Below are 20,975 nucleotides of genomic sequence, written 5' to 3'. Positions count from 1 at the left end.
TTTGGCCGGTGCGGCGAGGGTGCGTGCCGGGCGCCGTGGGTGCTGTGCGGGACTTTCAAAACACCCCCTAGCGCGTCCCTTCCGATGGCCCGGGTCCGGTGCGGGGCTTAGCGTGCTGGAGGGATCTGCCTCTCGGAAGGAACGCCATGAATCTCGACAGGCCGGTGACCGGTGGGCCCTGCTGGACCGAGCTCGGGACCAGTGATCTCGACGCCGCCAAGCGGTTCTACACCCGGCTCTTCGGCTGGCGCCCCGAGACGGACCCGCGCCAGGAGGCGGGCGGCTACACGATGGCCCACCTCGGCGACAAGGCGGTCGCCGCGCTGAGCCCGCTGTACCAGGAGTCGCAGCCCGTCGCCTGGAACGTGTCCTTCCTGGTGGCCGACGCGGACGCCGCCGCGGGGCAGGCAGAGGCGGCCGGTGCGACGGTGCTGGTCGGCCCGATGGACGTCTTCGACGTGGGCCGGTTCGCGGTGGTCCTCGATCCGAGCGGGGCCGCCTTCCAGATGTGGCAGGCCCGCAGCTTCCCGGGCGCGGGGGTGTTCAACGCGCCCGGATCCCTGGGCTGGGTGGAGCTCATGACCCGCGCCCCCGAGCGGGCCGTGGCCTTCTACACCACGCTGTTCGGCTGGAGCGTCAACGCCTCCGAGCACTACACCCGGTGGGGCATCGAGGGCGCCGACTTCGGCGGCATGGTGACGATGGACGAGAAGTTCCCGCACGAGGTGCCGGCGCACTGGCTGCCGTACTTCGCCGTGGCGGACGTCGACGACAGCGCGGCCACCGCGACCGAGGCGGGCGGCACGATCCTGATGGAGCCGACCTCGGTGCCCGAAGGGCCGAGGATCGCGGTGCTGCGGGATCCGCAGGGCGCGGTGTTCGGCGTGTACCACGCCTCGGACTACGAGGACTGAGGCGCCTGAGCCGCCTTGCCTGGCCCTGGCGTCGCTGCTCGGCCGGCCCGGCAATGTCGTCCCGATCGTCGCCGCCACCAAGGAGAGCCGGCTCGCCGACGATCTCGGCGCGGTCGACGCCCGGCTCGACGCGGACGCGGTCGCCCGGCTGGACGCGGTGAGCGCGGTGCCACTCGGCTTCCCGCACGACTTCGGCCGCGAGCCGCGGATCACCCGCGCTGTCCACGGCGACCGCTGGACCGGGATCGACGACCGCCGCTCCACCCACCGCCGCACGGCACACGACGTGCTCCGAGAGAGCCCTCAGACGCGCACCGCCACCGTCCGCCCCTCAAGTTGCATCAGCAACTCACTGAGCAGCGCGGCCAGTTGGTCCTGGCCCGGCGCCTCCAGGCCGGACAGTACGGCGGTCTCGTAGGCGAGCTGCTCGGGCAGGATGCCGTCGACGAGGTCGCGGCCGGCGTCGGTGAGGCGGACATGGGAGACCCGGCGGTCGCGGGCATCGCCGCGGCGCTCCACCAGGCCGCGCCCGGTGAGCTGCTTGAGGCGCTTGGTGACGGCGGCGCCCGAGGAGAAGGTCTCGCGGGCCAGCTCGCCCGGGGTCAGTTCATGGCCGGTACGGCGCAGCGCGCCGAGCAGGTCGAACTCGGGGCGGCTGAGCCCGGCCCGGCGCAGCGGGGCGTCCTCGGCCTGCTGGAGGAGGGCGGCGCAGCGGTTGATGCGGCCGATGATCTCCATGGGGCCGGTGTCGAGGCCGGGATGGACGGCCTGCCACTGCCGGACGACGGCGGCGACCGTGTCGTCCCGCGCGCCCCGTGCCCCTGCCGCTTCGGCTGCCGTCATGGCCGTACGCCCTCCGTAGTGCTGTGGTCCGGGTGCGGTGCCCGGTGCCGGGTGGTCGCCGCGAGCGTACGGTGTCCGGACTGTTCGGCGAGCACGACCCGCTCCTGGGGCAGGGCGCGCCGCCACCACTCGCCGGAGGCGGCGTCGACGGGTGGCCCGCAGGTCGGCCAGCGCGGCGGCGAGAGAGCGGCGGGCGGCCGCCAGGGCGACGGGGGTGGCATGTGGCTCGGCGAGCAGGCGGGCGGCGCGCTCACGGGCGCGCTCCACGGCCGCCAGGGCCCGCTCGACCCGGTCGCCCGCGCGCCGGTCGGTGACGAGGAGGGCGGCGACGAAGCTCATTCCCATAACCTCAGCAGGTGTTTTACTCGTAAATCATAGCGCCTGACCTGCCGTGCTCCCCTGCATGCTCCCCGTGTACACCCTTGCGCTCGCGTGCGCGCCGCATGGCACGGGCATTCTCCGACCGACCGCGGGCGACTGCCCGGCACCGTCGAGCGGGGAGGGCGTGTGCACCTACCGGCTTCGCCCGGCTGGCTGCTGGTCGCGCTGTGCGCGGCGACCGGGGCCTACTGTCTGCTGCGCATGCGCAGCAACGTCGAGGAGCAGCGCCGGGCCGCGGGCGGCGAGGCGCTGATGGGCTTCGGCATGGCCGCGATGGCCGTGCCCGCCGCGGTGTTCACCCCGCCGTCGTGGACCTGGCCGCTGTACGCGGTCGTGTTCGCCGCGGCGGCGCTGCGCGCGCTGTGGGCGGCGCGGGCGAGCGCGCACCACCTCCACCACCTCGTCGGCGCCACCGCCATGGTCTACATGGCGGTCGCGATGGCCGCGTCCCCCGGCCACGGCACCTCCGGCGTCCCGCTCCTCACGGGGACGCTCCTGCTCTACTTCACCGGGTACGTCCTGCTGACCGGCGTCCGGCTGGTCCCCGTCACCGCGGGCGGCGCCGCCGTACACCTCGGCGACCGCCCGGAGTTGGCGCGGGCCTGCCGGCTGTCGATGGGGATCGCCATGGTCGCCATGCTGCTCACCATGTGAGGCCCCTGGTCCGTGTGTTGCCCGGCGAGGGCTCACGGGTCGTCCGGCATTGGCCTGATGCACCGGTCGTCGGCGAGTATCGCAGTATGCATACCCAGTCCGTCGACTCCCCGCCCCGACCGTCAGACCGCAGGCCCGCCGCCCGCTGGGCCGGCGCCTTCGCCCTGTGCTCCGCGCTGCTGCTGGCGCTGGTCGCGGTCCGCTGGCACCCCCTGATGACCCTCGACGGCGACATCGCCGAGACCACGCACCGCTGGGCGGTCGAGGAGTCGGGGCTCACCCAGGCGCTCCGGATCCTGACGGACTGGGTCTGGGATCCGTGGACGATGCGCATCCTCTGCGCGGTCGCGGTGCTGTGGCTGCTCTGGCGGCACGCGGCGCTCTGGACGGCCCTCTGGCTGGCGCTCACCACCGCCCTGGGCACCGCGCTCCAGCAGGGCATGAAGGCCGCCGTGGACCGCTCACGCCCGGTCTGGCAGGACCCCGTCGACTCCGCCCACTACGCGGCCTTCCCCTCGGGCCACGCCATGACCGCCACGGTGGTGTGCGGCCTCCTGCTGTACCTGCTGCACCGCTACGGCGTCGGCCGCGCGCTGTGGCGTACGGCCGTGGCCGTGGCGGCGGTCTCCGTGGCCGGCGCCGGTCTGACCCGGGTGTGGCTGGGCGTGCACTGGGCGTCGGACGTCGTCGAGGGCTGGTTGCTGGGCGCCGCGCTGGTGGCTGTTGCCGTGATCGCGTACGAACGGCGACCCGCGCATTGGACCGACCTTCCCGCGCGGGAGATCACCTCCCCGTAGGATTCGAACATGACCGCCGCCCTGTTCGACTTCTCCGGCACCCTCTTCCGTGTCCAGTCCACCGAAAGCTGGCTGCGCGGGGCCCTCGCCGAGCGGGAAGTGGAGCTGTCCGAGCCGGAGTTGGCCGAGGCCGCTCAGGCGCTGGAGCGGATGGGAGCGCTGCCGGGCGGGCCGAGTCCGGCCTGGCTGCCGGAGGATGTCGCGAGCGTCTGGGGCGTGCGGGACAAGAGCCAGGAGCTGCACCGCGCCGCGTACACCGGTCTGTCCCGCCATGTCGCGCTCCCCGACGAGGGGCTGCACGACACGCTCTACGACCGCCATATGACGCCCTCGGCCTGGGATCCGTACCCGGACGCGGCCGAGGTGCTCGGCGCGCTGCGCGAGCGCGGGATCGGGATCGGTGTGGTCAGCAACATCGGCTGGGACCTGCGCCCGGTCTTCCGCGAGCACGGCTTGGACCGGTATGTGGACGTCTACGTCCTGTCCTTCGAACACGGCATCCAGAAGCCGGATCCCCGGCTGTTCCGGGCCGCCTGCGCCGAGCTCGACGCCGATCCGCGCGAGGTGCTGATGGTCGGCGACGACCGCCGGGCCGACGGCGGGGCCGCGGCGCTGGGCTGCGGGGTGCATTTCGTGGACCATCTGCCGGTGGCCGAACGGCCGGACGCGCTGTGGCCGGTGCTGGAGCTGATCGGGCGCCGTCGGCCCGAGGACTCCGGCGTCGGCGCCTGAGAAGTCGCCCTGGGCCACCATCAGGGAGAGTGCACGCCTGCCTTAGGCGATCCCCCGTTTCGCCCAAGGCAGGCGGCAACTCGAACCCGGTCGGCCGGGAGCCGGACCGGATGCGCTGAGTATAGTTGGCTGGCAGCCAGTCAACGCAGGAGTTACAGCATGTCCCCGCGAAGCGCCTCGGTCAATGAAGAACTGCGGCGGCGTTCTCGGGAGCGGCTTCTGCAGGCGGCGGTCGAACTCGTCGGCGAGCACGGCTACGAGGCCACGACGCTGGGCGACATCGCGGACCGGGCCGGTTCGGCGCGCGGTCTGGTCTCGTACTACTTCCCCGGAAAACGCCAGCTCGTCCAGTCCGCGGTGCACCGGCTGATGCACCGCACCCTGGAGGAGGCTCTGGAGCGGGAGCCGCGCACCGAGGACGGCCGGGAGCGGATGGCCAGGGCCATCGACGCGATCCTGGGGCTCGCCCGGGACCGGCCGGTGCTGATGCGCCAGCACATGGCCGGCATCCTCCAGGCCGAGGGCTTCGTGCAGTGCCCGGAACAGCGCCGACTCGCCGACCTGCTGCGGGACACCTGCGCCCGGCACGGCTCGATGAACGTCGACACCGACTACCCGATGCTGCGCGCCCTGCTCATGGGCGCGGTGTACTCGGCACTGGTCCCGGGGGCGCCGATGCCCGTGCCGCTGCTGCGGGCCGAGCTGTTCAAGCGCTACCGGCTCGACTGGGAGATGGGTCTCCCGCCGGACGCGGAGGCCGTGCCCGGCGGGACGGACGACACGGATCTGTCGCGGTTCTTCGCGACCGGGGACGATCCCGCGGCGTCGTCGGGGAGCTGAGCTCAGCGCCGGGCATGACGCGGCGCCAGAAAGCCCGCGTCGCGCGCCTGGGAGATCAGCCTGAGCGACTTGCGGCGGCTGTGCCCGGTCGCGCACATCACCGCGAGGACGGGGTCGAACCCCTCCTCCTGGGCGGCCCGGTACTCCTGCGCGATCAGCCACCGCCCCTCGATGCCACGCGGCCAGGCGGGCCGCGCCCGCCGGGGCCCGACCAGTTCCTCCGCGCCGCCGTCGGCCTCATCACCGTCGGCCTCACCCGGGGGCTCCTCCGCCACCCCGCAGGCCTCGAAGAGCGGCTCCTCGATCCAGTCGGCGAGCACCGTCAGATCGGCCAGGGACAGCGGCGGCTGCGCCCGTACGTCCTCGATGGAGACGCACCCCTCGGCCACCACGGCGAGCGCGTCGACCCGGGCGCCGTCGGCGAACGCGAGCCGCACCTGGAACCACGAGGTGGCGCCCTCGCCCTCCTGCACTTCCCACGCGGGCCACACGGACACCCGGCCGTCCGTCGGACAACGATCAGAAAGATTAAGAAAGGATGCTTCTAGCACACACGGAACGTAACCGCATCATCACATTCCATGAGAATGGACACGCAAGGCCACTGTGCGCTGCACCCTGTCAGCGCAGCACCGCGGATGCGATGCTGGAAGCACCAGCGCTCTCCTGAGATCCCACGGGTGAGGAGTTCCGCCGTGCTGCATGTCGCCGTCGTCGGCTCGGGGCCGAGCGGGTGTTACACCGCGCAGAGTCTTGTCCAGCAGGACCCCGCGGTGCGCGTCGACGTCCTGGACCGCCTGCCGTGCCCGTACGGCCTGGTCCGGTACGGCGTCGCCCCGGACCACGAGAAGATCAAGTCCCTGCAGAACAATCTGAGGACGGTACTGGAGCACGACCGGGTGCGGTTCCTCGGCGGGGTGCAGATCGGCACGGGCGGGATTCCGGCCGCCCGGCTGCGGGAGCTGTACCACGCGGTGGTGTACTGCGTGGGCGCCGCCACCGACCGGCATCTCGGGGTCCCGGGTGAGGATCTGCCGGGCAGCTGGTCGGCGACCCAGTTCGTGTCCTGGTACAGCGCCCATCCGGACGCCGTCGACGACGGATTCGTACGCGGCGCGCGGTCGGCCGTGGTGATCGGCGTGGGCAATGTCGCGGTGGACGTGGCCCGCATGCTGGCCCGGGGTACGGCGGAGCTGTCCCCGACGGACATGCCGCAGGCGGCGCTGACCGCGCTGGGCGCGAGCCGGGTGACCGACATCGCCATGGTGGGCCGGCGCGGCCCCTCACAGGCCCGCTTCACCACCAAGGAGCTGCGCGAGCTGGGCTCCCTGCCGGACACGGACGTCACCGTGGACCCGGCGGAGGCCGCGCTGGACCCCGCCTGGGCCGACGCCTCGGCCCTGCCCGGCGCCCAGCGCCGCAATGTGGAGGTACTGCGCGGCTGGGCCGGGACCGCGGCGAGCGACGCGACCCGCCGGATCCGGATGCGGTTCTTCCTGCGCCCCGTCGAACTCCTCGCCGAGGAGGGCCGCGTGGGTGCGGTCCGCTTCGAGCGAACGGCGCCGGACGGCCGGGGCGGGGTGACGGGAACCGGCCGATTCGAGGTGATCGAGGCCCAGTTGGTGCTGCGCTCGGTGGGCTATCGCGGAGTCCCGCTGGAGGGCCTGCCGTTCGACCCGGCGACCGGGACGGTGCCGAATCAGGCGGGACGCGTCCTGCGCGACGGGGTGGTCACGCCGGGCGAGTACGTGGCCGGCTGGATCAAGCGGGGCCCGACGGGAGTCATCGGCACGAACCGGCCCTGCGCGAAGGAGACGGTGACGTCGCTGATCGAGGACGCCGCCCTGCTCGTAGGCAAGGACGTCCCTGAGGACCCCCTGACAGCGCTGCGGGCGGAGGGGGCCGAGCCCGTGCAGTGGGAGGGTTGGCAGGCGATCGAGAAGGCGGAGGCGGAGCTGGGGGCGCGGCTGGGCAGGCGAGTGGTGAAGCTGGCGGACTGGCAGTCGCTGCACCACGCCGCGCACGGGAACGCGGGCTGACCCGCAGCGAGACACACAGCAGCAACACCCTTGAAATCAACAAACTGTTCAAGGCGCTTACGGTCTCGCCCATGACCACGCACCCCGTAGACGAAGTCCCACCCGCCCGCCAACTCGCCGCTTTCGGCCTCCAGCATGTGCTCGCCATGTACGCGGGCGCCGTCGCCGTACCGCTGATCGTGGGCGGCGCGATGCAGCTCCCCCCGGCGGACCTGGCGTATTTGATCACCGCCGACCTCCTGGTGTGCGGTATCGCCACCCTCATCCAGTGCATCGGCTTCTGGCGCTTCGGCGTCCGGTTGCCGATCATGCAGGGCTGCACCTTCGCGGCCGTATCGCCGATGGTGATCATCGGTACGACGGGCGGCGGACTGCCCGCGATCTACGGCTCGGTGATCGTCGCAGGGCTCGCGATCATGCTGCTCGCCCCGGTGTTCGGCAAGCTGCTGCGCTTCTTCCCGCCGCTCGTCACGGGCACGGTGATCCTGATCATCGGTATCTCCCTGCTGCCGGTCGCGGGCAACTGGGCCGCGGGCGGCGCCGGTTCGGAGGAGTTCGGCGAGCCCAAGAACCTCGCGCTGGCCGCGTTCGTCCTGGCGGTGGTCGTGGGCGTGCAGAGGTTCGCGCCGGTTTTCCTGAGCCGGATCGCCGTACTGGTCGGCATCGTCGTCGGGGTCGCCGTCGCCGTGCCGTTCGGGTTCACGGACTTCGGCGGGGTGGCCGACGCGGACTGGGTGGGCATCAGCACGCCGTTCCACTTCGGCGCCCCGACCTTCGAGATGTCGGCGATCATCTCCATGCTGGTCGTGGCGCTGGTGTGCATGACCGAGACGACCGGTGACTTCATCGCGGTCGGCGAGATGACGGACCGCAAGGTCGACGGGCGGTCCCTGTCCGACGGACTGCGCGCCGACGGTCTGTCGACCGTGCTCGGCGGTGTCTTCAACACCTTCCCCTACACGGCGTACGCGCAGAACGTCGGGCTCGTCGGTATGACCCGGGTGCGCAGCCGCTGGGTCGTCGCCGCGGCGGGCGGCATGCTCGTCCTGCTGGGTCTGCTGCCCAAGCTGGGCGCCGTGGTCGCGGCGATACCGGCGCCGGTGCTGGGCGGCGCGGGTCTGGTGATGTTCGGAACGGTGGCCGCGAGCGGCCTGCGGACTCTCGCTCAGGTCGACTTCAAGGGCAACAACAACCTGACGGTGGTGGCGGTTTCGGTCGCCATGGGAGTGCTGCCGGTGGGCGTGCCGACGATCTACGACGAGTTCCCGGACTGGTTCCAGACGGTGATGCACAGCGGGATCAGCGCCGGGTGTCTGACGGCGATCGTGCTGAACCTGCTCTTCAACCACCTTCCCTCGAAGGCGTCGATCGAGGTGGCGGCCCGGGAAGAGGTCGCCTAGGAGACCACTGAGAATCTTGAAAACCCGCCAGACTTGCACCGGATTCCCCCGGTCGACTTTTGCGGGCGAACCTGGGCGATCGGGGCGGCCCAAGCAAGATCTTCAGGACACTCTAGCGGCTCAACCGCAGAACGGCCTGCTCCAGTTGCGGCAGCGCCCGCTGGCCCGCCACCGCCATCGCGATCGCCGCGGCCACTCCGGCCCAGGCGATCGGACCGAGCGGAGTACAGCCGAACAGGCGGCTGACGCCCGGGGTCTGGACCAGGGCCACCAGGGCGGCGGCGGAGCCGAGGGAGGTGACGCGGACCAGGGGGCTGTCGCGGCGGTCGGCGAGGGTCTGGGCGAGCTGGGTGCCGACCACGGCGCACAGGGCCATCGTCGTGGAGCGGCGGGCCGTGCCCGGTGTGAACCGTCCGATCAGCCAGGCCGCCACCGCGCCGAGGGTCGTGGTCAGGGCCCGGTGGCGGATCTGTTCCATCAGCGGGGCGCCGAGCAGGGAGGTGCCGAGTGGCTTGTCGTCCCGGCTTGCCTCGTCGCTCGCGTCCTGGTGCGGGGTGACCGCGACGGCCATCGCCGGGAACAGGTCCGTGAACAGGTTCACCAGCAGCATCTGCCGGGTGGACAGCGGCGCGGAGCCGGCGAGGATGGTGCCGATGATGCCGAAGCCCACCTCGCCGGCATTGCCGCCGATGAGGATGGCGATGGCGTCGGCGACGCTGTGCCACAGGGCACGGCCCTCGGCGATCGCCTCGATGAGGACGGTGAGGTCGTCGTCGGTGAGCACCAGGTCGGCGGCGTTGCGGGCAGCGGCCGAACCCCGGGCGCTGATACCGACGCCGATGTCGGCGGCGCGGATGGCGGCCGCGTCGTTGGCGCCGTCGCCGACCATGCCGACCACCCGGCCCGCATCCCGTAGCGCCTCGACGACCTGGAGCTTCTGCTCCGGCGCGACCCGGGCCACGACGCCCACGTCGTGCAGCATGCGGGCCCGCTCCGAGCGGTCCGCGGCGGCCAGTTCGTCGCCGGTGACCACGGCCGTGTCCTCGGGCCAGCCCAGTTCCACGGCGATGGCGCGGGCGGTCTGCGGATGGTCGCCGGTCAGCATCACCGGACGTACGCCTTCCTCGCGCAGCCCGTGCACCAGCGCCTGCGAGGTCGCGCGCGGCACGTCGGCCAGGGCGAGCAGGCCGGTGAACTCCAGGTCCCCCAGGGGCTCTTCGAGTACGGCCGCGTCTTCTGTGTCCTGCCTGCGCCGGGCCACCGCGAGGACGCGCAGGCCGTCGCGGGCCAGGGACTGGGCTGCCTCGGTGGCGTGGTCGGGCAGGTCCCGGCAGGCGGGCAGGACGGTTTCCGGGGCGCCCTTGACCACCAGCAAGCGGTCGCCGTCCGTCGTGTGGCCCACGGCGGCGGCGTAGCCGCGGGCGGCCTCGAAGGGCAGGCCCTCGGTCTGTGTCCAGTCCGGGTCCTCGACCGCCGCGTCCAGGACCGCCTCGTCGGTGGCGTGCACCGGACGGTCCGAGCTGCCGTTGAGCACCGGGCAGGCGCGGGCCGCGATCCGCAGCACGGCTCCGCTCGTCTTCTCGTCCGGCTTGGCGGTGTTGTCCTCGGCGTCGGTGACACGGACCAGGCGCAGGCGGTTCTCGGTGAGGGTGCCCGTCTTGTCGAAGCAGAGGGTGTCCATCCGGCCGAGGGCCTCCAGCGTGCGCGGGGCCCGTACCAGGACGCCTCGCTGGCTGAGCCGGCGTGCCGCGGCCAGTTGAGCGGCCGTGGCCACGAGCGGCAGTCCCTCGGGGACGGCGGCCACCGCCACCGCCACACCACCGCTGACCGCCTGCCGGATCGGGGTGCCGCGCAGCAGCGAAAGGCCGGTCACCGCGGCGCCGCCCGCCATGGTCAACGGCAGGGCCTTGGCGGTGAGTTCCTGCAGCCGGGCCTGCACTCCGGCCGACGGGGGCTTGCGGGCCGCGAGGGAGACGGCACGGGAGGCCTCGGTGCGGTCGCCGGTCTCCACGACCACCGCGCGGGCGTGTCCGGCGACGACGGTCGTGCCCTCGAAGACCATGCAGCGGCGGTCGGCCACGGGCGCGTGCGGGGTGGGGGCCGTCTGCTTGTCCACGGGCAGCGACTCGCCGGTGAGCGCGGACTCGTCGACCTCCAGACCGTCCTCCCACAGCAGGCGCGCGTCGGCGGGGACCACGTCGTCGGCCTGGAGCTCGATGATCTGGCCGGGGATGAGCTTGGCGGCGTCGACGGTTCGCAGGGACTGCTCCTTGTCCTGTGACTCGTCCGGCGCGAGACGGGCCTTCTGCTTCTGCTCGGCCAGCAACCCGGCCAGAGCACGCTCGGCCCGCAGCCGCTGCAGGCCGCCGACCAGGGCGTTCAGATCCAGCGCGCCGACGACGAGCAGCGCGTCCACCACGGAACCGAGGATCGCCGAGGCCGCCGAGCCGACCGCCAGCACCGGGGTGAGCGGATCGTCCAGCTCGCCGCGGACCGCCCGGGCCAGCTGCACCGACCAGCGGGCCGGGGCCAGCACGGGGACGCGGCCGGCGGCGTCTGCCGCCCGGTGGACGCGGGTCGTCGTTTGCTCCAGGAGCGACGGCTCCCCCTCCGTCCGGCGGCCCAGCCGGGACCGTACGTCGGAGGGCCGCAGGGCGTGCCAGGGCACGCGCGCGTGGGGATGCGGCGCCCGGGTGACCGCCACGCCGACGGCGGCCCGCGCTCCGGACACCAGCGCGAACGCGGCGCTGACGTCGACGGGCGCGTGCCGGAGCCCCGGCACGAGAGCGCGCCGGCCGCGGCGGGACTCGCCGACGGCGACCAGCAGCCCGGAGAGCGCGGCGCCGGACCGTGCCAGCGTCTGGGAGCTGCGGCCGACCTTGCGGGCGGCGGGCACGGAGACGAGCAGTCGCCATACGTCGGCGAGGCCGCCCGGGGCGACGACGTCCGCGCCCCACACCACGGCCGCGTCCCGGTCCGCGAGCGCGACCGCAACGTCGGACCCCAGCAGCCCCTTCAGGACGTCGGTGTCCTCGGCCGACCCCGGCCGGGCGACCGTGATGACGCCGCCGTGTTCCCGCAGCGACTCGACCACGTCGGGCAGTGGCCGGTCGTGCACGACGCGGTCGGCGAGGGCGGTGAAGTCCTCCAGGGCGGGATGGTCGACGACCACGACACGCAGACCGGCGTGGCGTGCGGCGTCCAGGACGGCCTCGGTCCAGGGGTCCGCGCCCGCGTCCTCGTCGTCGGTGCACAGGGCGCTGGGGTGCAGGACGAGCGTGCGGGCGGTCTCCAGGCGCCGGACGCGTTCGGGGTCGCGGACCAGGACTCCGGTGCGGGCCAGTGCGCAGCCGAGGACGGCGTTGAAGGCGGCGGGTCCGTAGCGGGCGGCCTTGGGCGAGCCCGCGAGCACGGCCTCGGCGGCCTCGGCGCCGTCGTGCTTGACGAGCAGGGTCGCGGCGGCGCCGAGCACGCTGCCGGTCTCGGCGTGGTTGGCGTACTCGTGTGCGGGCGTGGAACGCAGCGGTGGGCGCGGGCAGAGGTCCGGCGCCACGTCGGAGCGGTCGGGTACGCAGAGCCGGTCGTGGACCGTGTCGAAGGCGGCGGCCCGCGCGACGGTCTCCGCGAGCTGGAAGGCGCGCAGGGTTCCGTCGAGCAGCAGGGAGGTCGGTGTCTGTCCCGCGCCGTGCGTGGCCGCGTTGGCGACGGCCAGGAGCAGGTCGGTACGGGAACGGCCGAAACGGCCGCGCAGCTTGCTGCGGAAGCGCGGGTTCTCGCGCAGCAGGGTCATGCCCGCGGTGACGAAGCGAGGCGAGGGGGGCAGCCGTAGCGCGTACGCGGTGAGCGCAGCGCCGGTGCCGACCGCGTCGGCCACGAGCGCCGCGGCGGCGGTGCGGATGCCGGCGGGGTCGCCCGGGTGGGTGAAGTCCTCGATCGCGTCGTCGCTGTCGTCGCCCGGGCCGAGTCCGTGCCGTTCGGCGAGGGCGGTCGCCTTCTCCAGCACCCGGTCCGAGACGGCTTCGTCGCGCGCGGCCACGACCAGGCGGGCCAGTCCGCCGTCCCAGTAGGCGTACGCCACCTCCGGATGCTCCGCGAGGGCCGTGGCCACCCGTCGCGCGGCGCGTGCCGTCCCGCCCTCCCGCCGCACCCGGTCCGTCACGGGCCGCAGTGCCAGGTGCGCCCGCCGGCCCGACCGCCACTGACCCTCGCCGCCGGGCAGCGCGTTGCGGGCGACCCGGGTCACCCTGACAACGGCGTCAGCGCTCCTCACCCCGGCCCGCGCCGTCCCGGCAACCGCACCGGCGGCGACGCCCACGGCGGGCGCCGCTCCGCGCGCCAGCAGGCGCGGGCCGGCCAGCACCAGTCCGGCCGCGGCGGCCGAGGATCCTGTCAGCAATCCCATGGCACCCCTCAACTCGTGGTGCGACCGTCGCCGCGGGCAGTGGCGGACTTGGCGGTCGAGGCCTTCTTGGCCAGCGCCTTCTTGGTCGCCGCCTTGTCGGTGGACGCTTGTGCGGTGACCGTCCTGCTCTTGATCGCCGGCGTCTCCTGTTCCTGAGGTCGCGGCTGGGTCAGCCAGGCCACGGCCGCCCCGGTGACGGCGACGGGCCACTCCACCACGCCCGCGACACCGAGCACACCGGCCCCGGTGTACACCGCGATGCGCCGCCCGCGCGGCGACACGGTGCCGATCACGTCGAGCACGCCCCCGGCCGCCCGGCCCACGGTTCCTGCCCCGGGCACCCGGCCGAGCACCGAGAGGGTCGCGCGCAGCGGCTGCGGCAGCGTGGTCGACGATGCCTCGTGTGCCATGACTCTTCTCGCCTCCCGAGCGGATCTCCGCAGACACCTGCGGATCACTTCTTGATCCGGCGGGTTCCCGGTTTTCGGATTCCGAAAAGGAGACGTGGACGGGATCCGGCCGTCGAGGGCACCTCGCCCCGACGGCCGCGGGATCACCCCACCGTGCAGGCGGTCCCGTTCAGCGTGAAGGCGCCCGGGGCCGCGCTGGTGCCCGTATGGGTCGCCTGATAGCCGATGCTCACGCTCGCGTTCGGCGCGATCGTGCCGTTGTACGAGGCGTTCGTCGCCGTGACCGCCCCGGAGGCCGGGGTGTACGTGGCGTTCCAGCCGTTGGTGATCGTCTGGCCCGTGGGCAGGGTGAGGCCCAGTTTCCAGCCGTTCACGGCTGTCGTGCCGGTGTTGGTGATCGTCAGGGAGGCGGTCAGACCGGTGTTCCAGGCGTTGGTGGTGACGCTGACCTTGCAGGGCCCTGCCGGGGGCTGGGGGGCGGGGCCGTCGTCGTCCAGGCCGAAGAAGGCGATGGCGAGCGGGCCCATCACGCCGTAGCTGTAGAGGTTGTGGCCGACGCCCTGGAGGCTGATCGCCTCTACGGCGGCCTGGTCACCGGTGCCGCCGTAGCGGGCGCGGGTCCAGCCGGACCGGGGCGAGTCGGTGGCGGCCGGGGTCTGGCCGAGGCCGAGCACGTTCGTCCACTGCTTGATCTCCTCCCCGAAGTTGGGGTAGCGCAGGACGTCGTCCTCGGTGCCGTGCCAGATCTGCATCCTCGGTCGGGGGCCGGTGTAGCCGGGGTACGCGGACCGGACGAGGTCGCCCCAGGCCTGCGGGGTGCGGGTGATCGTGCCGTTCGCGCAGGCGCTGTTCCACTCGGAGCCGTCGGTGGTGGCGAAGCAGCCGAACGGGACGCCGGCGAAGGCGGCACCGGCCTTGAAGACGTCGGGGTACACACCGAGCAGGACGTTGGTCATCATCGCGCCGGAGGAGATGCCCGTGGCGTAGACCCGCGCGGTGTCGGCGTCGTAGGTGCCGGTGACCCAGTCGACCATGGACTTGATGCCGACCGGGTCGCTGCCGCCGCCCCTGGTCAGGGCCTGGGGCGAGGCGACGTCGAAGCATTTGCTCGCGCGGGTGACCGAGGGGTAGATCACGATGAAGCCGTAGCGGTCGGCGAGCGAGGCGTACTCGGTGCCGGAGTACATCGCCGGGCCGGATCCGGTGCAGTAGTGCACGGCCACCAGGACCGCCGGACGGTCGGTCACGGTGTCCGGGACGTACACGTACATCTGCAGGTTGCTGGGGTTGGTGCCGAAGTTCGTCACCTCGGTGAGCGTCGCGGTGGGGACGACTTCGGCGGCCTCGTGGCGGGCGGCGGCCGAGGCGGGGGCGGTGACGAGCAGCGCGGCGAGCGCCGCCAAGAGGGCGATCAACGTCAGCGGTCTTCTCGTGGGGGTGGGCACGTCCTTGTCCCTTCTGGTAACGGCTCGTGCGGCGATCGTGGCATGGACACGCCCGCCATGGAAGCGCTCCCACGGGACTGGCGAAGAGAGCCCTTGCCCCCACCAGGACTGACCGGATTCTTTTGCGCAAAGCGTTGACCAGAAAGCGCTTGCACCCTACGTTCCGTTCAGCAGTGTGACCGAGCCGCAGCACAACTTCCCCACACGGTCACCCTGTTGGCGCGCGGCGTTCCGAAGCACAGCCGACGTTCACACACATGCACAGAATGGACCCGCCGGGCGCCGGAACGATCTGACCCCCACTCAGAAGAAGGCATCGGGACATGACTTCACGGAACACCAGGCGTCGCGCCCTGATCGGCGGGCTCGCCTCACTCGGCGTCACGATTGGCATGATCACGACAGGCACAGCACCGGCGGCCCACGCGGCCACCTGGCCGACGCCCACGAGCAGCCAGCCGGTCAGCGCCACCATCCCCGTCTCCGGCACGGTGGACGGCGGGATGAAGCGGTACTACGGCAGCGGCGAGCTGGCAGGCGACGGCCAGGAGGAAGGCCAGGACCCGATCTTCCGGCTCGCCGCCGGTGCGACGCTGAAGAACGTCATCATCGGCGCGCCCGGCGCCGACGGCATCCACTGCGAGGGCAACTGCACCCTCCAGAACGTCTGGTGGGAGGACGTCGGCGAGGACGCGGCCACCTTCCGGGGCGGCTCCACCTACACGGTGACCGGCGGCGGCGCCAAGAAGGCCGCCGACAAGGTCTTCCAGCACAACGGACCTGGCACGGTGAACATCTCCAACTTCGCCGTCAGCGAGTTCAAGACGCTCTACCGCTCGTGCGGCGACTGCTCCACGCAGTACACGCGCAAGGTCAACCTCAGCAACATCGAGGTGACCGGCACGGGGACCACCGCGCGTCTCGTCGGCATCAACGTCAACCGGGGCGACGTGGCGACGCTGCGCGGCATCACGATCCTCAACGACGCGAGCCGCAGGGTCATCCCCTGCCAGAAGTACAACAACAACACCGCGGTCGGCACGGGCCCGGACAGCACCAACTGTCTGTACTCGGCCTCGGACATCACCTACCGCTGATCCCCCGCGGTGAACGCGGCCGTACGAAGCGTCCCCGCACGGCGCTTCGTACGGCCGCCGTGTCATTCCCGCTCGGCACGCGCGCGTACCTGCTCGGTCACCTCGCGCTGATAGCCGGTGTAGGCGGCGCGCAGCGGTCCGCCCGGCCAGTCGGCGGGCAGGAGGTCGGGCGGCAGCACCGGATCGGCCAGCACATGGCGTACGACGGCCGCGAAGGCCGTGAACCGGTCGGCGGGGCGCTCCGCCTCGGCGATGTGCGCGAGCAGCGCCCGGGCTGTCGTGGCCCAGGCGTCCAGCGGCCACAGGGTCCGCGCCAACTCGCGCGCGGGAGCGGCCGGTCGCGCGGTGTAGTGCTGCGCCACCGGGCCGAGACCGGCCGGCAGGGGGCGGGTCAGGTTGGCGGGGCGCAGCCAGACGCCCTCGCGGAGTTCAGCCAGGCGCAGGGCCGTCAGCCGGGTGCGCAGTTCGGCGCGTTCGGCGGGGCCGCGGCCGGTCGCCGTGATCACGACCATCTCCCAGTCGCCATCCCACGCGCGCGTGCGGGGACGTACGGACTCGTCCTGGCGGACTTGGCGCTCCAGCAGCCGGTCGCTGAGTCGGTAGACGGTCTCCGAGCGGTGCAGATCCCCGGCGGCCACCATCCGGCTGAGCGCGGCCCGCACCGTCGATCCACCCACCCCGAAGGGCTCCACCCCGCGCACGAGGTCCTTCACCGGCAGCTCGGGCGGATGGCTGCCGAGCAGCAGGCTCAGGACGACCGAGCGCGCGGACAGCGGGCGCAGTGCGAGCTCTCCCGGCTCCGCCGTCTCGTTCGTCCGCATGAGCACGTACTGTACGGCGTCGATCTTCATGTTGCACTATTGCTGCGGCTGTAGCCGATGTGCAACACTCGCCGTATGGTCCCGACACCCGAGCACGAGCCGTACGCCACGCACGACGTCACCAACCAGCCCCCTCCCCTGGCCCCCTACGACGCCTCCGCGGACGTGGCCCTGTTCGAGGGGCTGCGCCGCGAGGGCGCCGGGTGGGCCGAGGACGACATCCGGCGCCTCGGCCGCGAGGCCGGCGGTGTCCTGGCCCAGGAGTGGAGTGAGCAGGCCAACCGCCGCGAGCCGGAACTGCGCACGCACGACCGGTACGGCCATCGCGTGGACGAGGTCGAGTTCCACCCGAGCTGGCACGACCTGATGCGGGTCGCGGTCACCGAGGGCCTGGCCGCGGCACCCTGGGCCGACGACCGGGAGGGCGCCCATGTCGCGCGTACCGCGGGCGGTCTGGTGTGGGGGCACACCGACGCCGGGCACGGCTGCCCGACGTCGATGACCTACGCCGCCGTCCCCGCGCTGCGCGCCCAGCCGGAGCTCGCCAAGGTCTACGAACCCCTGCTGACCAGCAGGGAGTACGACCCGGGGCTGCGCGTGCCGACGGAGAAGCGGGGTCTGCTCGCGGGCATGGGGATGACCGAGAAGCAGGGCGGCTCCGACGTCCGGACGAACACGACCGCGGCCACGCCCACCGCCGAACCCGGGGTGTACACCCTGCGCGGCCACAAGTGGTTCACCTCGGCGCCCATGTGCGATGTCTTCCTGGTGCTGGCGCAGGCGCCGGGCGGTCTGTCGTGCTTCCTGGTGCCGCGGATCCTGCCCGACGGCGCCCGCAACACCTTCCGCATCCAGCGCCTCAAGGAGAAGCTGGGCAACCGCTCCAACGCCTCCTGCGAGCCGGAGTTCGACGGGACCGTCGCCTGGCTGGTCGGGCCGGAGGGCCGGGGTGTGAAGACCATCATCGAGATGGTCAACTGCACCCGCCTGGACTGCGTGATGATGTCGGCGGCCCTGATGCGCAAGACGCTGGTCGAGGCCGGACACCACGTCCGTCACCGCAGCGCGTTCGGCGCGCGGCTGCTCGATCAGCCGCTGATGCGCAATGTTCTGGCCGACCTCGCGCTGGAGTCCGAGGCCGCCACCACGCTCACCCTGCGTCTTGCGGGAGCGGCCGACCGGGCGGTGCGGGGGGACGCGGGCGAGATGGCGTTCCGGCGGATCGCGACCGCCGTCGGCAAGTACTGGGTCACCAAGCGGGGTCCTGCCTTCACCGCGGAGGCCCTGGAGTGCCTCGGCGGCAACGGCTATGTCGAGGAGTCGGGCATGCCGCGCCACTACCGCGAGGCTCCCCTGCTGTCGATCTGGGAGGGCTCGGGCAATGTCAACGCCCTGGACGTGCTGCGGGCGCTCGGCAAGGAGCAGGGCGCGGCCGAGGCCCTGTTCGACGAACTCGCCCTGGCGCAGGGGGCGGACGCCCGTCTCGATACGGCCGTGACCCGGCTGAAGGGCATGCTCTCCGAGGCCTCGCAGAGCAGCGCGCGGCGTCTGGTGGAGCTGATGGCGCTGGCGCTCCAGGCGTCCCTGCTCGTCCGGTACGCCCCGCCCGCGGTCGCCGACGCTTTCTGCGCGACCCGCCTGGGCGGCGACTGGGGGCACGCCTTCGGCACCCTGCCCGACGCCGCCGATCCGGGCGCCGTCCTGGACCGGGCCCTGCCCGACCGGCACTGACCGGATCGCACACCGTCACGTCTCGATTCCACCCCGTTGTCAGTGCCGTGGTGCAGACTCCGAACCAGGTGGCACTTGCCTGGGGAGGACTACGTGTTCACGGGGATCGACGAGGTCGACTGGGCCTCGATGCGGCATGCGTACGGCAGCGCCGAGGACGTGCCCGCACTGCTGAGAGGCCTGGCCTCGACGGACCCCGCCGAGCGTGAGATCGCGCTCGACGGTCTGTACGGCGCCGTGCACCACCAGGGAGACGTGTACGACTCGACGCTCGCCTGCGTTCCGTTCCTGTTCGCGCTGGCCTCATGTCCCGAACTGGCGGACCGGGGCGCCGTCGTGGAGCTGCTGGTCAGCATCGGCGGCGAAGGCGACGGTCCGTCCGCTTTACGGGCGGGCGCCGAGGTCTTCGTCCAGCTCGCCGCGGACCCGGATCCCGGGGTGCGCCGGACGGCTGCCGGGGCGCTCGTGCGGTTCCTGGACCAACCGGCCCGTGTGCTTGACCTGTTACGGGAGCGGATCGCGGTGGAGCGGGACGACCGGGTGCTGCTCGCCCTCACCGAGAGCCTCGGACTCTTCGCCCGGAGGAAACCCGCGCACGCCGACGCCGCGGTGGACCTCCTGGCGGCACAGAGCGCACCGCCGTACGGACCGGCGCTCCGGCTGGCCGCGCTCGGTCAACTCGCCGGCTGCGCGCCCGACCGCATACCCGCCGATCTGGTCCCCACCGCCGTCCGGCTGCTGCGGGAGCGGTCCGAGCAGCGGGACCGCCGAACGGTGCAGTGCTCCCGCCCGCACTCCGACACCCTCGTCGGACATCTGCGCCGGCTGCGGCCGTCCGACGAGGAGGGTTCCCAGTTGCTGCGCACCCTGCACACCGCGCTGGACGGCCGGGTCGCCGACCGGATCGCCCTGTTGGTCGGGCAGTTGGGCAGTCCCACCTGGGCGGACCGGTGCAACGCCGTGTGGATGTCCGGAGGGCTGTTCCGTACGTGGCGTGCCGACTTCGCCGAGCCGGTCGCGTTGATCGGGGCGCAACTGGCCGCGGAGGAGGACCGGTTGCGGGACGCAGCGGTGTCCGCGCTGAAGCAGCTCTTCGGGCTGGCGGCGCCCGCTGCCGACGCCCTGCACACGCTGGTGACGGCCCGTCCCGGGCTGTGGGTGCGGCGGTGGGAGCGGGGTGCGCCGACGTTGGGTGATCCGCTCAGGGCTCTGGTCAGGTGCGGGGATCCGCGGGCCGTACCAGTGCTGGGCGAGGTGCTGGCCGGGGCCCTGGTACCGGACGACCTGGGCCACGAGATCTCCTGGCTGGGCGCTGCCGCGGCGGCGCTGACACCGGCGCTGCGGCGCCGCCTCGGCTCCCTCGCCCTCGACGATCCCGGGACACCGGGGCGGGCCGCACCGCTGCTGCGGGCGCTCACCGTGCTGGATGACGCGGAGGCGGTGCCTGAGACGCTGCGGCTGCTGGAGGGCGGGGTCGTCGAGTACGCGGTCCCGGCACTCGGCGCCTGGGGTCCGGCCGCGCGGGACGCGATACCGGTGCTGATGCGGCTGCTGGACACGGAGCACGCCGTCGCGGCGGCGGCCGCCCTGTGGTCGGTCGACGGGGGCGCCTCCGCCGTACTGCCCGTCCTGCTCGGGGAGTTGGTGCACCCGGATGCCCGCCGTTGGGGCGTGGCCGTGGAGACCCTGGGCCGGATGGGTCCTGCGGCCCGGGCCGCACTGCCGGAGCTGCGGCGCGTCACCGAGTCCGCGGGGTCGGCGGACCGACGGGCGACGGCCGCATGCGCCCTGTGGCAGATCGGCGGCGAGGCGGAACCGGTCCGTCCCGCGTTGCGCTCCGCGTGGCTGGAGAGGCCGGGTCTGCGCCGTTCCATCGCCGCGTGTCTGCGCACGATGGGCCCCGCGGGCGCGCCGCTACGGGATCTCGTGGAGACGGAACTCGCCGCGCCCCGGCGGCACACGGCCCGCTCCGACGGTTACGGCAGCCATGACATCCCGCACGACGAGGAGTTGCTGAGGCTGTGCCGGGAGGTGCTGGTGGGGATGTAGGGCAGGGGCTGCGGCGGCCGTCCGCCCCAGCATTTGTGCCGGTTACGCCGGGGCGGGCGGAGACGGCACCGGCGCGGTGCCGTCAGGCGGCGTCCGCCCCCGACGCCAGACGGCTCGCCTCCGCTCCCCCGGCCGCCGACCCCGCAGGCCGTCAACACGGACGCCCACAGCGCCGCCGCACTCCAGGCTCCCCGCGATCCGGACCGCCCTCCCATTACGACGGGCGGCGTCCCGATGCTCACGGCAACTGCCGGTCCCCGACGCTCGCACGCACCCCGGGCCCGCACCCGCGTCTTGCGGAAACCGCCCCGGCGCGGTCCGGAAGGCGGGCTATCATCGCCGCCCTGACGCGTAAATACGAACCGGCGCGGGCAAAAGTGCAGGTAGCTGACCTCGCCTCCGGCGCTGCCACCCCGCGGC

16 protein-coding genes and 1 pseudogene are annotated in these 20,975 nt (G+C 72.9%); 10 read left to right on the top strand and 7 right to left on the bottom strand.

What is annotated here, in order from left to right; genetic code table 11:
* The first annotated feature begins 146 nt into the window (after nucleotides 1-146).
* Nucleotides 147-914 (top strand): VOC family protein, encoded by a 768-nt coding sequence (locus RMT89_RS37165; RefSeq protein WP_315888180.1) that lies wholly within the window; start codon nucleotides 147-149, stop codon nucleotides 912-914.
* A 303-nt stretch (nucleotides 915-1,217) separates the two neighbouring features.
* Here the strand turns inward: RMT89_RS37165 and RMT89_RS37160 are convergent, their stop codons facing one another.
* On the bottom strand, nucleotides 1,218-1,757 hold the full coding sequence (locus tag RMT89_RS37160) for a MarR family transcriptional regulator (protein WP_315888179.1): 540 nt from the start codon (nucleotides 1,755-1,757) through the stop codon (nucleotides 1,218-1,220).
* Nucleotides 1,754-2,096 (bottom strand): annotated as a pseudogene (locus RMT89_RS37155) (FUSC family protein); the annotation flags it as partial. The pseudogene RMT89_RS37155 and the gene RMT89_RS37160, both read right to left, overlap by 4 nt.
* Nucleotides 2,097-2,264: 168 nt before the next feature.
* Here RMT89_RS37155 and RMT89_RS37150 point away from each other — a divergent pair.
* The 4 genes from RMT89_RS37150 (at nucleotide 2,265) to RMT89_RS37135 (ending at nucleotide 5,161) form a co-directional block, all read left to right on the top strand.
* Nucleotides 2,265-2,792 carry a DUF5134 domain-containing protein gene (locus RMT89_RS37150; RefSeq protein WP_315888178.1) on the top strand — a complete coding sequence of 176 codons (528 nt, stop codon included), beginning with the start codon at nucleotides 2,265-2,267 and terminating at the stop codon, nucleotides 2,790-2,792.
* Nucleotides 2,793-2,878: 86 nt separating this feature from the next.
* A complete protein-coding gene (locus tag RMT89_RS37145) occupies nucleotides 2,879-3,589 on the top strand; it encodes a phosphatase PAP2 family protein (RefSeq protein ID WP_315888177.1) in 711 nt (236 codons plus the stop codon).
* Between the two features lie 9 nt (nucleotides 3,590-3,598).
* Nucleotides 3,599-4,321, top strand: coding sequence for an HAD-IA family hydrolase (locus RMT89_RS37140; protein ID WP_315888176.1), 723 nt, complete (start codon nucleotides 3,599-3,601; stop codon nucleotides 4,319-4,321).
* Between the two features lie 159 nt (nucleotides 4,322-4,480).
* Nucleotides 4,481-5,161 carry a helix-turn-helix domain-containing protein gene (locus tag RMT89_RS37135; RefSeq protein ID WP_315888175.1) on the top strand — a complete coding sequence of 227 codons (681 nt, stop codon included), beginning with the start codon at nucleotides 4,481-4,483 and terminating at the stop codon, nucleotides 5,159-5,161.
* A 2-nt stretch (nucleotides 5,162-5,163) separates the two neighbouring features.
* Here the strand turns inward: RMT89_RS37135 and RMT89_RS37130 are convergent, their stop codons facing one another.
* On the bottom strand, nucleotides 5,164-5,658 hold the full coding sequence (locus RMT89_RS37130; protein ID WP_315888174.1) for a DUF6214 family protein: 495 nt from the start codon (nucleotides 5,656-5,658) through the stop codon (nucleotides 5,164-5,166).
* 198 nt (nucleotides 5,659-5,856) lie between these two features.
* Here RMT89_RS37130 and RMT89_RS37125 point away from each other — a divergent pair, with 198 nt between their 5' ends.
* Together RMT89_RS37125 and RMT89_RS37120 are read left to right on the top strand one after the other, a co-directional pair.
* Nucleotides 5,857-7,200 carry an FAD-dependent oxidoreductase gene (locus RMT89_RS37125; RefSeq protein WP_315888173.1) on the top strand — a complete coding sequence of 448 codons (1,344 nt, stop codon included), beginning with the start codon at nucleotides 5,857-5,859 and terminating at the stop codon, nucleotides 7,198-7,200.
* A gap of 71 nt (nucleotides 7,201-7,271) precedes the next feature.
* Nucleotides 7,272-8,600, top strand: a complete 1,329-nt coding sequence (locus RMT89_RS37120) for a nucleobase:cation symporter-2 family protein (RefSeq protein WP_315888172.1) — start codon at nucleotides 7,272-7,274, stop codon at nucleotides 8,598-8,600.
* Nucleotides 8,601-8,712: 112 nt separating this feature from the next.
* Here RMT89_RS37120 and RMT89_RS37115 read toward each other — a convergent pair whose 3' ends face one another.
* The 3 genes from RMT89_RS37115 to RMT89_RS37105 all read right to left on the bottom strand — a co-directional run bounded on the left by RMT89_RS37115 (nucleotide 8,713) and on the right by RMT89_RS37105 (nucleotide 14,857).
* Entirely contained in the window at nucleotides 8,713-13,002 is a 4,290-nt protein-coding gene (locus RMT89_RS37115) for a cation-translocating P-type ATPase (protein WP_315888171.1), read from the bottom strand.
* A gap of 8 nt (nucleotides 13,003-13,010) precedes the next feature.
* Complete coding sequence (locus tag RMT89_RS46170; protein WP_399498672.1) at nucleotides 13,011-13,412, bottom strand: hypothetical protein; 402 nt, start codon at nucleotides 13,410-13,412, stop codon at nucleotides 13,011-13,013.
* A gap of 143 nt (nucleotides 13,413-13,555) precedes the next feature.
* A complete protein-coding gene (locus RMT89_RS37105; protein ID WP_315888170.1) occupies nucleotides 13,556-14,857 on the bottom strand; it encodes a PHB depolymerase family esterase in 1,302 nt (433 codons plus the stop codon).
* Between the two features lie 323 nt (nucleotides 14,858-15,180).
* Here RMT89_RS37105 and RMT89_RS37100 point away from each other — a divergent pair, with 323 nt between their 5' ends.
* A complete protein-coding gene (locus tag RMT89_RS37100; RefSeq protein WP_315888169.1) occupies nucleotides 15,181-15,954 on the top strand; it encodes a pectate lyase in 774 nt (257 codons plus the stop codon).
* 62 nt (nucleotides 15,955-16,016) lie between these two features.
* Here RMT89_RS37100 and RMT89_RS37095 read toward each other — a convergent pair whose 3' ends face one another.
* Nucleotides 16,017-16,775, bottom strand: a complete 759-nt coding sequence (locus RMT89_RS37095; RefSeq protein WP_315888168.1) for a PaaX family transcriptional regulator C-terminal domain-containing protein — start codon at nucleotides 16,773-16,775, stop codon at nucleotides 16,017-16,019.
* Between the two features lie 75 nt (nucleotides 16,776-16,850).
* Here RMT89_RS37095 and RMT89_RS37090 point away from each other — a divergent pair, with 75 nt between their 5' ends.
* Together RMT89_RS37090 and RMT89_RS37085 are read left to right on the top strand one after the other, a co-directional pair.
* Nucleotides 16,851-18,506 carry an acyl-CoA dehydrogenase family protein gene (locus RMT89_RS37090; RefSeq protein ID WP_315888167.1) on the top strand — a complete coding sequence of 552 codons (1,656 nt, stop codon included), beginning with the start codon at nucleotides 16,851-16,853 and terminating at the stop codon, nucleotides 18,504-18,506.
* Nucleotides 18,507-18,599: 93 nt separating this feature from the next.
* Nucleotides 18,600-20,555 (top strand): HEAT repeat domain-containing protein, encoded by a 1,956-nt coding sequence (locus tag RMT89_RS37085; RefSeq protein WP_315888166.1) that lies wholly within the window; start codon nucleotides 18,600-18,602, stop codon nucleotides 20,553-20,555.
* Nucleotides 20,556-20,975: the final 420 nt, after the last annotated feature.

The organism is Streptomyces sp. P17 (genome assembly GCF_032436805.1).
GTDB lineage: Bacteria > Actinomycetota > Actinomycetes > Streptomycetales > Streptomycetaceae > Streptomyces.
Note: the sequence above shows the minus strand (reverse complement) of the source record. Positions and strands in the feature narration are given on the sequence as shown.

Bases quoted from the DNA above. Each gene is read 5' to 3' on its own strand.
- RMT89_RS37140 (WP_315888176.1), top strand. From the start codon at position 3,599: ATGACCGCCGCCCTGTTCGACTTCTCCGGCACCCTCTTCCGTGTCCAG.
- RMT89_RS37160 (WP_315888179.1), bottom strand. From the start codon at position 1,757: ATGACGGCAGCCGAAGCGGCAGGGGCACGGGGCGCGCGGGACGACACG.
- RMT89_RS37090 (WP_315888167.1), top strand. From the start codon at position 16,851: ATGGTCCCGACACCCGAGCACGAGCCGTACGCCACGCACGACGTCACC.
- RMT89_RS37120 (WP_315888172.1), top strand. From the start codon at position 7,272: ATGACCACGCACCCCGTAGACGAAGTCCCACCCGCCCGCCAACTCGCC.
- RMT89_RS37135 (WP_315888175.1), top strand. From the start codon at position 4,481: ATGTCCCCGCGAAGCGCCTCGGTCAATGAAGAACTGCGGCGGCGTTCT.
- RMT89_RS46170 (WP_399498672.1), bottom strand. From the start codon at position 13,412: ATGGCACACGAGGCATCGTCGACCACGCTGCCGCAGCCGCTGCGCGCG.
- RMT89_RS37145 (WP_315888177.1), top strand. From the start codon at position 2,879: ATGCATACCCAGTCCGTCGACTCCCCGCCCCGACCGTCAGACCGCAGG.
- RMT89_RS37165 (WP_315888180.1), top strand. From the start codon at position 147: ATGAATCTCGACAGGCCGGTGACCGGTGGGCCCTGCTGGACCGAGCTC.
- RMT89_RS37095 (WP_315888168.1), bottom strand. From the start codon at position 16,775: ATGCGGACGAACGAGACGGCGGAGCCGGGAGAGCTCGCACTGCGCCCG.
- RMT89_RS37115 (WP_315888171.1), bottom strand. From the start codon at position 13,002: ATGGGATTGCTGACAGGATCCTCGGCCGCCGCGGCCGGACTGGTGCTG.
- RMT89_RS37100 (WP_315888169.1), top strand. From the start codon at position 15,181: ATGACTTCACGGAACACCAGGCGTCGCGCCCTGATCGGCGGGCTCGCC.